The 12,919-nt window shown below is 59.3% G+C and carries 8 protein-coding genes; 2 read left to right on the top strand and 6 right to left on the bottom strand.

Features of this window, described 5'->3' with window-relative positions; genetic code table 11:
* The first annotated feature begins 3 nt into the window (after positions 1–3).
* On the top strand, positions 4–2,424 hold the full coding sequence (gyrB, locus tag ACTJJX_RS13220; RefSeq protein ID WP_003097268.1) for a DNA topoisomerase (ATP-hydrolyzing) subunit B: 2,421 nt from the start codon (positions 4–6) through the stop codon (positions 2,422–2,424).
* A gap of 209 nt (positions 2,425–2,633) precedes the next feature.
* Here the strand turns inward: gyrB and ACTJJX_RS13215 are convergent.
* The 6 genes from ACTJJX_RS13215 to gmhB form a co-directional block, all read right to left on the bottom strand.
* Positions 2,634–3,769, bottom strand: a protein-coding gene (locus tag ACTJJX_RS13215) for an IS3 family transposase (protein ID WP_086006202.1) whose coding sequence is annotated in 2 segments (ribosomal slippage) — positions 2,634–3,520 and positions 3,520–3,769 — 1,137 coding nt in all. Because the reading frame shifts where the segments join, the coding sequence is not laid out codon by codon here.
* A 110-nt stretch (positions 3,770–3,879) separates the two neighbouring features.
* Positions 3,880–6,297 (bottom strand): DEAD/DEAH box helicase, encoded by a 2,418-nt coding sequence (locus tag ACTJJX_RS13210; protein ID WP_044288711.1) that lies wholly within the window; start codon positions 6,295–6,297, stop codon positions 3,880–3,882.
* A gap of 437 nt (positions 6,298–6,734) precedes the next feature.
* Complete coding sequence (locus ACTJJX_RS13205; protein WP_023082611.1) at positions 6,735–8,951, bottom strand: hypothetical protein; 2,217 nt, start codon at positions 8,949–8,951, stop codon at positions 6,735–6,737.
* Between the two features lie 140 nt (positions 8,952–9,091).
* Complete coding sequence (locus ACTJJX_RS13200) at positions 9,092–9,307, bottom strand: hypothetical protein (RefSeq protein ID WP_016852303.1); 216 nt, start codon at positions 9,305–9,307, stop codon at positions 9,092–9,094.
* A gap of 217 nt (positions 9,308–9,524) precedes the next feature.
* Complete coding sequence (locus ACTJJX_RS13195) at positions 9,525–10,298, bottom strand: lysophospholipid acyltransferase family protein (protein WP_003100265.1); 774 nt, start codon at positions 10,296–10,298, stop codon at positions 9,525–9,527.
* Positions 10,299–10,309: 11 nt separating this feature from the next.
* Positions 10,310–10,846: a D-glycero-beta-D-manno-heptose 1,7-bisphosphate 7-phosphatase gene (gene gmhB / locus ACTJJX_RS13190; RefSeq protein ID WP_023082612.1), complete on the bottom strand. Its 537-nt coding sequence runs from the start codon at positions 10,844–10,846 to the stop codon at positions 10,310–10,312.
* Positions 10,847–11,177: 331 nt separating this feature from the next.
* On the opposite strand from gmhB, the gene ACTJJX_RS13185 reads away from it, so the two are divergent.
* Entirely contained in the window at positions 11,178–12,884 is a 1,707-nt protein-coding gene (locus ACTJJX_RS13185) for a di-heme-cytochrome C peroxidase (protein ID WP_003100270.1), read from the top strand.
* Positions 12,885–12,919: the final 35 nt, after the last annotated feature.

Below are 12,919 nucleotides of genomic sequence, written 5' to 3'. Positions count from 1 at the left end.
AGCATGAGCGAGAACAACACGTACGACTCTTCCAGCATCAAGGTGCTGAAGGGGCTGGATGCCGTACGCAAGCGCCCCGGCATGTACATCGGCGACACCGACGATGGCACCGGTCTGCACCACATGGTGTTCGAGGTGGTGGATAACTCCATCGACGAAGCGCTGGCCGGTTATTGCAGCGAAATCAGCATCACCATCCATACGGATGAGTCGATCACTGTCCGCGACAATGGACGCGGTATTCCGGTGGATATCCACAAGGAAGAAGGGGTTTCTGCGGCGGAAGTGATCATGACCGTCCTCCACGCCGGCGGCAAGTTCGACGACAACACCTACAAGGTGTCCGGCGGCTTGCACGGTGTGGGCGTCTCGGTGGTGAACGCGCTGTCCCATGAACTGCGCCTGACCATCCGTCGCCACAACAAGGTCTGGGAACAGGTCTACCACCACGGCGTTCCGCAGTTCCCTCTGCGCGAAGTGGGCGAGACTGATGGCTCCGGCACCGAAGTTCACTTCAAGCCGTCCCCGGAGACCTTCAGCAACATCCACTTCAGTTGGGACATCCTGGCCAAGCGCATCCGCGAGCTGTCCTTCCTCAACTCCGGAGTCGGCATCCTGCTGCGCGACGAGCGTACCGGCAAGGAGGAGCTGTTCAAGTACGAAGGCGGTCTGAAGGCCTTCGTCGAGTACCTGAACACCAACAAGACCGCGGTGAACGAGGTATTCCACTTCAACGTCCAGCGTGAAGAGGACGGCGTGGGTGTGGAAGTCGCCTTGCAGTGGAACGACAGCTTCAACGAGAACCTGCTCTGCTTCACCAACAACATCCCGCAGCGTGACGGCGGCACCCACCTGGCCGGTTTCCGTTCGGCGCTGACGCGTAACCTGAACAACTACATCGAGGCCGAAGGCCTGGCGAAGAAGTTCAAGATCGCCACCACCGGCGACGATGCCCGCGAAGGCCTCACCGCGATCATCTCGGTGAAGGTACCGGACCCGAAGTTCAGCTCGCAGACCAAGGACAAGCTGGTCTCCTCCGAGGTGAAGACTGCGGTGGAACAGGAGATGGGCAAGTACTTCGCCGACTTCCTGCTGGAGAATCCCAACGAAGCCAAGGCCGTGGTCGGCAAGATGATCGACGCCGCCCGTGCCCGCGAGGCCGCGCGCAAGGCGCGCGAGATGACCCGCCGCAAGGGCGCGCTGGACATCGCCGGCCTGCCCGGCAAGCTGGCCGATTGCCAGGAAAAGGACCCGGCGCTCTCCGAACTGTACATCGTGGAGGGTGACTCCGCGGGCGGTTCCGCCAAGCAGGGCCGTAATCGCCGGACCCAGGCGATCCTGCCGCTCAAGGGCAAGATCCTCAACGTCGAGAAGGCACGCTTCGACAAGATGCTCTCCTCCCAGGAGGTCGGTACGCTGATCACCGCCCTGGGCTGTGGCATCGGCCGCGAGGAGTACAACATCGACAAGCTGCGCTACCACAACATCATCATCATGACCGATGCTGACGTCGACGGTTCGCACATCCGCACCCTGCTGTTGACCTTCTTCTTCCGCCAGATGCCCGAGCTGATCGAGCGTGGCTACATCTACATCGCCCAGCCCCCGTTGTACAAGGTCAAGCGCGGCAAGCAGGAGCAGTACATCAAGGACGACCAGGCCATGGAAGAGTACATGACCCAGTCGGCCCTGGAAGACGCCAGCCTGCACGTCAACGAGCACGCTCCGGGCCTGTCCGGGGCAGCGCTGGAGAAACTGGTCAACGAGTATCGCGGGGTGATCGCCACCCTCAAGCGCCTGTCGCGCCTGTACCCCCAGGAGCTGACCGAGCACTTCATCTACCTGCCTACCGTGTCGGTGGACGACCTGGCTAACGAGTCGGCCATGCAGGGCTGGTTGGAGAAGTTCCAGGCGCGCCTGACCGCCGCCGAGAAGTCTGGCCTGACCTACAAGGCCAGCCTGCGCGAAGACCGCGAGCGCCACCTCTGGCTGCCCGAGGTGGAACTGGTGGCCCACGGCCTGTCCAGCTACGTCACCTTCAACCGTGATTTCTTCGCCAGCAATGACTACCGCTCGGTGTCGCTGCTCGGCGACCAGCTGAACAGCCTGCTGGAAGACGGCGCCTACGTGCAGAAGGGTGAGCGCAAGCGCCCGATCAGCGCCTTCAAGGACGGCCTGGACTGGCTGATGGCCGAAGGTACCAAGCGCCACAGCATCCAGCGATACAAGGGGTTGGGCGAGATGAACCCTGAGCAGCTGTGGGAAACCACCATGGATCCGAACGTCCGGCGCATGCTCAAGGTGACCATCGAGGACGCCATCGCCGCCGACCAGATCTTCAACACCCTGATGGGCGATGCTGTGGAGCCGCGCCGCGACTTCATCGAAAGCAACGCGCTGGCGGTGTCGAACCTGGACGTGTGACAGGTTGTAGGCGGGCAAAGTTATTTGCCACTTCGGCCAGAGTTAAGCGGTTCGGCCAAAGTAATTTGCCTGTAGCTTGAAAGTAAAAGCCCCTGCTGACGCGAGTCCGCAGGGGCTTTTTGCTTAGCTGAGGTCTCTACTGGGCTGCGTTCCAATCGGCCAAGAAGGCAACAGTCAGGCGTGACCTGCCCCAGTTTTAGTACCGCTGCCTAGTTAGTAGGCCCCGGGGTTGATATTAATTTTTCCTGCTTCAGCTGCTGCTGGCGAGTTCGCCAACTTGCAGCAAATTCTGCCGGGGTGAGATTGCCAATCGCGCTGTGCGGTCGGTGTTCGTTGTAATCCCGCCGCCAGGCCACGATGCGGATTCTCGCTTCGGCCAGCGAACAGAACCAGTGCTCATTGAGGCATTCGTCCCGGAACTTACCGTTGAACGACTCGATGAAGGCATTCTGCGTGGGCTTACCAGGCTGAATCAGCTTCAGCTTGATGTCGCGCTGATAGGCCCATTGATCGAGTGCCTTGCCGGTGAACTCGGGCCCCTGGTCGGTGCGGATCGCTTTCGGGTAGCCGCGAAACCGCGCCATCTCGTCCAGCGCCCGTGTGACGCGAAAGCCGCTGATACCGTGCTCCACCAGGATGCCGACCGACTCCTTGGTGAAGTCATCGACCACCGTCAGGCATTTGATCCGCCGCCCGGTGCTCAGTGCATCGAAGACGAAGTCCATCGACCAGACCTGGTTTGGTGCGCTCGGCAAACTCAGACGTTCGCGCTCCACCGCGACGCCATGGCGGCGGCGCCGTTTCACCATCAAGCCGGCAGCGCGGTACAGGCGATAGATCCGCTTGTGGTTGACCTGCACGCCAGCACGCCGCAGCAGGATGTGCAGGCGGCGATAGCCAAAGCGCCGGCGCTCTTGGGCCAGTTCCACCAGTTGGGCTTGCAGCTCGGTGTTTTGCACACTGGCTCGCGGCTGGTAGCGCAACACCGAGCGGGACAGCCCGATCAACTGACAGGCACGACGCTCGGAGATGCCGGTTCGCGCCTGCATCTCCTGCACCGCCTCCCGCCGCGCTGTCGGGCTTACCCTTTTCCCCGGGCGACCACTTTCAGCGACTCGATGTCGAGGTGGGCCTCGGCGAGCCACTTCTTCAATCGGCTGTTTTCCAGTTCAATATCCTTCAACCGTTTGGCGTCCGCCACGGTCATACCGCCAAACTTCGCCCGCCAGGTGTAGAACGAGGCATCACTGAAGCCGTGTCGGCGACACAGTTTCTTCACCGGCACACCGGCCTCCGCCTGCTTGAGGAAGTCGAGAATCTGCTCTTCGGTAAAACGCTTTTTCACTGCCCTCTCCTGCTCGGAAAACGGACTCTACTAAGTTTGACGTGATACTGAAATCGGGGGGTAGGTCATCAGTAACCTGTTGATTTACAGGGGCAAGAGATCTTTTCGGGCTAGTGGATGTGTGTCCATCCTGCGGAGGCCCAGTCCAAATTCTCGGGTATTAGATAGCGGTTACTGGCATTAGCCAGTCGCTGGTTAGCCATTTCTTCAGCGACTTTGAACAGCAATTTGGAGGTATCAGTATCGGGGCTCTGGGGGCTGTGCTCGGCAGGTGTCAGCAGCCATTGGCTGGCCTTTGCAGGGTTCAGCTTGGCTTTGCCATCGTTCACCTGAATGGCTACAAACTCTTGCCGCATCCGTTTTCCCTGAGGGCCTTGCCAGCGCAGCATGGCTCCAAGCAGAGCACCCTCTTCTAGTTCTGGTGCTTTGAGCATTGCAGCCAGACCGCCAAAGTCGTACTCGCAGGCTTTGCCCAGCAGGTACTGCATCAGCTTGGAGTTGAGGTCGAGCATGTGGGTGTCTGGGCGATTGGCTGCCAGCATGCGATCCAAGGTCACATCCATACGCCGCGAGGCCTTCGGGGATAGCCCCATGTCGCGCATCACCTGCTCGGACAATCTGATACGCAAAAGCCGCTCTTTGTGGCTGCGCTCAGCGACCTCAATGCCCAATTGATCGAACATCCCAAGGACGAAGCTGTAGAGATGATCGACAGTAATTTCGAGCTCATCGCGCAGTTCATTGGGGTCGCTGGTGGCGGCATGGGCAAACAGCTCTCGTTGTTTAGCAGCAGCAGTACGCGCCTGCTTCAGCGCTTCGTCGATGCGCTCACGGGTGCGGTCTATGCCGAGTTTTGTTGCCTCTTGCAGGATGTCTTCTACGTCAATTAGCTCGGCCAGCTGGCCTAGGATTTCATCCTTCAAGCCTTCGTTGAACTCATGCCGCTGAATCTCGGCGAGGTCGGTAACCACGCTGTCGATGCGCTCATACATTAGGTCGACGATGTTCTGATCCAGGCTGTCGGTTTGCTGGATGTTGAACACAACAACCTTCTTTTTCTGGCCATAGCGATACAGGCGGCCAATGCGTTGTACGAGGCGCATTGGGTTCCAGGGCAGGTCATAGTTGACCATGACGTGGCATTTGCTCTGGAGGTTGATGCCTTCCCCACCTGCTTCGGTCGAAATCAGAAAGCCGCCTTGCTCCTCGAAGCGCTTGATGGCCTCGCGTCGCTCAGCATGTTGCATGGAGCCATTGATGAGCTCGACCTGGTCGCTGCCATAGTGGTCAGCAAGTGCTTCGCGCAGATAGTTTTGAGTGGTGCGGTATTCGGTAAAGATCAGCACCTTCTCATCGGCATTGGCAGCGTGGATCTTGCCGATGATGTCCTCGATAAACAGCTTTAGTTTGAGGTCGTTTGCTTTCAGTGCTGCTGCTTCGGCAATCAAGTCTTTAAGCAGCTGCACTTCACCAGCGAAGAACTCGCGGGCATCACTGGTGAACTGTTCTTCCCATTCACCCAGATAACGTTGGTCTCTGGGCTCTTCATCCGAGAGTCCGTTGGCCTCATCGTCGAGCAGGCGCTGAAGGCGGTTGCACAACGCCCGGTGAATAGCCGCCGCGCTGGAGGCTGCCAGCTTGCGGTAGACGGTCATCACGAAACCAATGGCGTTACCGGTTCGCCCCAGTGCTTCACCCGCGTCATAGCCTTTGCGCAGATAGTCCTGAAGGGTTTTATCGAATTCGATGGATTCCTTACTGCTGGGCACCTGCAAGGCACTGGTAATTTTGCCTTGGAAGATGAAGTTCCCTTCTGCATCCGTTACATCCGCCTTGTGATTGCGGAACACCATGTCATGTAGGATTTCTGGCTTGATGTTGAGAGCCATGAGGTCGGTGCGTCGCTCGGGGCGAAGCAGTTCCAGCAGCGCGACAAACTTGTCTTGCATGCCCTGGTGAGGGGTCGCACTTAGCAAAAGCATGTGCTCGGTTTGACTACGTAGGCTTTTCGCCAGGTCATAGCGCTCAGAGCTGTCCAGCTTCTGGCCGTACTGGCGACGGCTGAGTCGATGGCCTTCGTCAAATATCACCAGATCCCAGGGCTCAGCCTGGAGCAGGCTCTCCAAGTGACCCTCCTGCTTGAGTCGATCCATGGAGCCAATGACACAGTCGTGCATCTTCCATTGGCGAGGTTCGTTGATGAAAAAGTCCTCACCATAGATTTCAAAGTCTTCGATCTTGAACTTGTGGTACAGCTCTTCCTGCCACTGCTTGGTCAGGCCGGCGGGGGTAACCAGCAAGATGCGTTTGATCAGGTCTCGTTGCCGTAGCGCATGCAGGAGCATTCCGGTCTCAATGGTTTTCCCAAGGCCCACATCGTCAGCGATCAACCAGTTGTAGTTGCCGGAGGCGATAATGTGGTGTACCAAGTGAATCTGATGAGGTAGCGGTTCAATCTCTAGGTGAGAAAGGGCCCCCGTGTTTTCATTCCATACCTTGATGGCATGGGCGAGCATGCGCAGTCGCATGCGTTCCGCATCGACCGCTTCGCCTTTACTGGCAGTGACAAACCGATGCTTAACGCCCTTCACCTGACGCAGGTACTGATAGGGCAGCCAATGGCGTTCGCCTCGCTCAGGAAAGTCGACAAGGACTTGCTCGCTTCCCGCCAAGGTACGTTGCTGCATGATCACGCCCTGCCCTAGTGAGCGAACACCGCTACCAGGTGTTTCGTCGACTACGTCCATGCCATTTTGAAAGCCTGAGCGCACGGCAGATGCATCGACATAGGCCAGTTTCTTCTCCGGACTGAACCAGTGAACCTGAAGCTGATCTTCGGCTTCTTTAGCAATGGCCATTTTGACGATACCCCGGCGTTCGCCCTGGCCGCTGGGTAGAGTCTGACTGACCCAGCAACCAGGAACGTGGGAGAGTTTGAGGGGCTTCATGGGCTAGTCCTTTATCCTTACGGCTCAATGCTTGGCGAAGGTTGGTCGATATTCTGTGTGTGCAAGGCAGATGCGAGCGGTGCAGCTGACCATTGAGGCACAGCCGAATCCTCTTCAACACCGTCGATACCTGCGGTGTCATCCTCGATATCTGAAAGAGGTTCTGTGTCTGCAGGATCAGCCTTCACCTGCTTTCTTTTCCCTGAGGCATTAAGGCTTGGCTCTTCTTCTCTGACATAGGGCTTGTCACTGAAGTAGCAACTGGGCTCCTGGGGATGCTTTGTCTGGAAAACACCAAATTCCCGCAGGCGCTCGGTCTTCTCGATTTCTAGCGTGTCGCAAAGTCCCAGATCACCGTATTCCTCAGCTGGTAGCTCGCGAGGATCATGGAAATCAAAGTGCTGGCTGGCGGGCAAGCAACCTTCCAGGTTGGCAAACCTGAACCATAGGTAGCGTGCAAAGGCTTTAAACGCGCGGCGTAATGTGCTGTTTTCGTACCAGGACGCAAATAGGTTTTCGAGGAAGACCTCGATCTCTTCTACCTGGGGAAGCGACTCAAAGGAGCGCACGATCAGCAGCGCTGTCGGCCAGGACAGAACGTAGTAGGACAGGCGACTACTGCCGGTTTTATCGAAGGCGATCCAGTAGATATCGTTTTCGGCCCAGATCACTTTGATGTGCGCAGCAAGGATCAGCTCCTCAGGAGTGAGCCCCTTTTCGATCTCTCTCTCCAATGCAAGACGAGTTGCCCCCCAGCCGCTCATGACAAAAATCTGCTGAACCAAGGGCAGTGTGCTGAGTGGCCAGTTGGCTTTTCCAATCAGTTCCGCAGCTTTCTGAAGTGCGCGATCTTCACGGGAAAGCTTGTCTGCCAGCCAATCAGTGGATTCGGCTGCTGACGGCTCCTCATTGTCGAAGACTTCATCCGGGTCAAAGGCATAGGCAGCGTAGTCATCGTCTAGATCACGGAAGTCATCCAGAGCGGCGTTGGTGTCCCCGTCGTGTTCTTTGCCCAGCTCGATGATGGTCAGATCATGCAGGTCATGATCGAAGTCGATGTCATCTTCAGGGTCTTCAAGCCCCAGGCCCATTTGCACCGGACTAGGTACGTCCAGCTCAAGTTCATCTTGAGGAAGATCATCATCGTACTCGTCGAGGATCTCGTCATGAACCTCGGAGGGGATGACAGGTTCTTCGGATACTGGAGCAGTATCCGGCGGCTCGGGTAGCTCATCAGTGTCTGGCCCCGGTGGGCTCAACGGTGATGTAGGGATGATTCTTAGAGGTCGTCCCGATTTATTGAATACTTTGACGCTGGCCTTCGATTCGCCGGGCTCAGTGGGTTTTCTTGGCAAGCCAAGTTTGAGAAGGGGCTTTTTAGGAGTTGGTGAAGAGGTCTCGTCTTCATCTACCTGTTCCACCACATCTTCTGTAATGGCCGGGGCTGCATCAAGAGCGTCGGTCTCCTCACCAGCATCGGTGAGTTCAGTCGTTTCAATAGAGGCGGGTTCAACATGGTTTTCCCACCAACCGTCCTGGTTTAAGGGAGGGAGCTGGGCAGAAGCCTGTTGAATGAAACTGAGCTCGTTGTCGACTGCCACAGTCGAGGTCTGGGCACTGGGCACCGATGGGAGTTCCAGTGTCGCCAATGACGTGGCTGAGTCATTTAGAAATGCCAGGTCGCTAGCTGTCGGTAAGTCGTCTTCTGAATCTAGATCTGGCTCTACAAAAGCCTCTTGTTGGCGTTTTAGCAGTAGTGCACGTTGCATTGCCTTGGCCCCGTCAATAGGGCGGCGTTGCAGCATGTACACGCGGCTGAGTAGGTTCAGAAAGTCAGGCTCTTCGCTTGTATCGATAGCCTCAAGCAGGAGTGACTCAGCCGCTTGCAATTTGCCAGCGGCGACGAGGTGATTGACGTCTTGTAGCAGAGTCTCTTTGTTGTGTTGCTTGCTCTTAAGCGAAAGGGGTTGGGGGGCGCGACTTTTCTTGAAATGCAGAATGAGCTCAAGACGGCGGCCGATACCTGCTGCTGCCTGGTGGCTTTTAAGGAACTCACTGAGAAGCGTTCGGGCGGTGGCGTGCTGCCCTTGGGAAATTAGAAGCGCAACTGCTTGAAGCAGACCTTCTGAGGAATGACCTTTCAAGCACGCGCGAATCTTCGTCTCCAGCTCATTTGGATCCGATGCGGCATAGCTCCACAGTTCGTCTAACAGCGCTTCCCAATCCATTTCCATACCAATTCCGTGAGGACACAGCCCAGACCTGCACAAATCGTGGCGTGTAGGGCGCGCACTACCTCATAGGAGTGGGCCTGTGTCGTCTATCACATTATCCAGACCGACCTTGTAGGTAAAGGCAAACAGCCACTACAACGTTAAATTCTTGTCTGCACGGCCAGTGCTCGCTCGTTGCCGGATTCACTCACTTCAATGCGTCTTGAAAGCTGTATCAACTGCGCTTCATGGGCTCGAAGCATGGCTTTAAGCTCTGCGTTTTCATGTTCCAGCCCAATGATCGTGCGGAGGCGTAGCTCGCTTATCTGGGTCTGGCCGCTGAGCAGGGTTTGGATGGCCAGAATGTTCTGGTGCATGACCAGGCCAATCTATCCCGAGACTGCGAGGGCGAGAACCACTAGCTCTCCATAAACCCACGGCTCCATGTGTGGGCAGCGGACGCCGGTCGATTCGGTCGATCGTTGCCAACCGGCCTTGCTTTGTGCCTCGCGTGAAAACAAGAAGCCCCGCTATGGCGGGGCTTCTTTTATCGAATCGGCGCACAGTGCGCCTTGCAGGGGGCTTTGCGGCCCTTCACGAGACCACCGACGGCTCCGGATGGCTGACCCGCTGCTGGATGGGGCTGATCTCGGCCATGGTCTCGCTGACCCAGGCTTCGGCGCGCTGGTTTAGCTCGGCGATGGCGCGCGGGCCTTCGCCTTCGGCGTGCATGGCCGGGCCGATCACCACCTGGATGGTGCCCGGGTACTTGGCCCAGCCGGCCTTGGGCCAATACTGCCCGGCGTTGTGGGCGATCGGCAGTACCGGTAGCCCGGCGTTGACCGCCAGGGCGGTGCCGCCGCGGGAGAACTTGCCCATCTGCCCCACCGGAATACGCGTGCCTTCCGGGAAGATCAGCACCCAGGCGCCTTTCTTCAGGCACTCGTCGCCCTGCTTGGCCAGTTGCTTGAGGGCCAGCTTGGGCTGGCTGCGGTCGATGGCGATGGGCTTGAGCAGGGCCAGGGCCCAGCCGAAGAACGGCACGTAGAGCAGCTCGCGCTTGAGTACCTGGCTGAGTGGCTCGAAGAAGCCGGAGAGGAAGAAGGTTTCCCAGGTGCTCTGGTGCTTGGAGAGGATCACGCAGGGCTTTTCCGGGATGTTCTCCAGTCCGCGCACCTCGTAGCGGATGCCGGCGACCACGCGGGTCAGCCAGATCGCGAAGCGGCACCAGTTCTGTACCACGAAGCGGTAGCGGGCGCGGAACGGCAGGATCGGCGCGATGAAGAAGCTGAGGGTGCCCCAGACGAACGCGCTGGCGGACAGCAGCAGGTAAAAGAGGACGGTTCTGATGGCCTGCACTGTCGACATGTATTCTGACCTTACTGAAGTAATGCGCTGGCGACTGCCGCCAGATCGTCGAATATCAGGGTGCCCTCTGGCAAGGGCTTGCCCAGCGTACGTACACCTTTTCCGGTCTTTACCAATACCGGCTGACAATCGACGGCCCGCGCCGCCTCCAGGTCACCGATGCTGTCGCCGACGAACCAGATACCCGACAGATCGACCCCGTAGTGCTCGCCGATCTGCCGCAGCATACCCGGCTTCGGCTTGCGGCAGTCGCAACCGTCGTCCGGTCCATGCGGACAATAGACGATGAGGCCGACCTCGCCGCCCTGCTCCGCGACCAGTTCGAGCAAGCGCGCATGCATGGCCTCGAGCACTGCCAGGTCGTAATAGCCACGGGCGATGCCGGACTGGTTGGTAGCCACCGCGACGGTCCAGCCGGCCTGGCTCAGGCGGGCGATGGCCTCGATCGAGCTGGGGATGGGGATCCACTCGTCGAGGGTCTTGATGTAATCGTCGGAGTCGAGGTTGATGACTCCATCGCGGTCGAGAATCAGCAGGGAACGGGACATCGATGCGCAGTTGGCCATGAACGGAAAGGATCGATTCTACCTCAGCCAGCCGGAGCATCGCGGATGGATCGACGAGCCCCCTACGCTGGACAATCTGTACTAGATTCAATAATGGCAATGGAATGGCAATCCCAGGCCAGGGAGTCATTTGGCACGCAGCAGTGGGTGTCTCGGAGTACGTGCGAACCCCTTGGCGGGTGGATCACCGGAGTAACGCAGTAAGCGCCTATCGCATGCCAGCACGGCCGACCGGCCGTGTTTCCACCACAGGTGGAGCGGGCATGACGACGGGGAGTTCCGGGGCGTCTGCCCGTTCCCAAGGACGGTAACCGTGAAACGCCTGAAAAAGACACTGCACCTTTCAAGCTTGTCCCTCGCTTCCCTGGCTCTTTCTTCCGCCGCCCTGGCGGCCGCTCCGGTCATGCTCGACCAGGGCAAGGAATGGACCGAAAGCCACCGCCAGGACTTCTACAGCCGCGACCAGGGCTCGCAGGTGATGCCCCTGCCCTGGCTCAAGGCGTTGCGACAGCCGGATGGAACGCCTTTCCTCGCCGACAGCCTGGCCCGCTACGGCTATTTGCCCAACCCCAAGGCGCCCGCGGAAGGCCTGCCGGTGGGCTTCACCGTAGCCGGCACGGGCGCCCGGCAGATGGTCGGCATGACCTGTTCGGCCTGCCATACCCGGCAGATCGAGGTGAAGGGCACTGCCTATCGGATCGACGGCGGTCCGGCGATCGTCGACTTCCAGGCATTCCTCGCCGACCTCGATCGGTCCGTGGGACCGCTGACCAGCGATGACGCCGCCTTCGACGCCTTCGCCAAGCAGATCCTCGGGGCCAATCCGCCTCCCGGTGCGCGCGACGCTCTGCTCGCGGCGGTGAAGGAATGGTACGAGCCCTATCACACGCTGATCGAGCGCGCGCTGCCCAAGGACACCTGGGGACCGGCGCGGCTGGACGCGGTATCGATGATCTTCAACCGCCTTACCGGGCTGGATATCGGCACCGCGCCGCCCTACCTGATTCCCGACAACATCAAGGCGGCGGATGCGCCGGTGCGCTATCCGTTCCTGTGGAACGCGGCGCGGCAGAACAAGACCCAGTGGCCCGGCTTCGCCGCCAACGGCAACGACCTGCTCGGCCTGGCGCGCAATGTCGGCGAGGTCTACGGGGTGTTCGCCACCTTCCACCCGCAGAAGAGCAAGTTCCACCTGCTGGGCATGGACTACCTGAAGATCAACTCGGCCAACTTCCACGGTCTGGGCAAGCTGGAAGACCTGATCAAGAAGATCGGCCCGCCGAAGTGGCCCTGGGCGGTGGACAAGCACCTGGCCAGGAAAGGCGCGCTGATCTTCGCCCGCAAGACCGACGAAGGTGGCTGCGTGGAGTGCCACGGCATCCGGATCAAGGACCTGGTGCTTTGGGACACTCCGCTGAGGGACGTCGGCAGCGACAGCCGCCAGCACGCCATCCTCGATGGCCAGGTGCAGACCGGCGTGATGGAGGGCGCGCGGATGCCGTTCGGCCAGCCGCTGAAGGCGACCGACGGAGCCTTCGATGTACTCGCCGTAGCGGTGGCCGGTTCGATCCTGCAGCACTTCGTGCCGATCCTCGGTGAGAAGCACGATGCCAAGGCGGCGGCGGTCAAGCCGGAAAGCGTGATGACCGACGAAACCCGGCAACTGCTGACCGCCTTCCAGAAGCCGGTGCGTACCCAGGCCGACCCCTACCCCTACGAGTCGCGGGTCCTGCAGGGGATCTGGGCGGCGGCGCCGTACCTGCACAACGGCTCGGTGCCGACCCTGGAAGAGTTGCTGAAGCCGGCCGCGGAGCGGGTGGAATCCTTCCCGGTGGGCTCGGCCTACGACGTGGACAAGGTCGGCCTCGCCGCCCAGCAGACCCAATTCGGCAGCTATGTGCTGAAGACCACCGGCTGCGAGCAGCGTGATTCCGGCAACAGCCGCTGCGGCCATGAGTACGGCACCAGCCTGTCGGCCGAGGAGAAGCGTGCGCTGCTGGAGTATCTGAAGGTCCTGTAGTGAAAAAGGCCCGGTGTCGCGAGGACGCCGGGCCT

The organism is Pseudomonas sp. 22490 (genome assembly GCF_052044465.1).
Classification (GTDB): domain Bacteria; phylum Pseudomonadota; class Gammaproteobacteria; order Pseudomonadales; family Pseudomonadaceae; genus Pseudomonas; species Pseudomonas aeruginosa.
The sequence above is the reverse complement of the archived record's forward strand: the minus strand, read 5'-3'. Positions and strand labels throughout refer to the sequence as shown.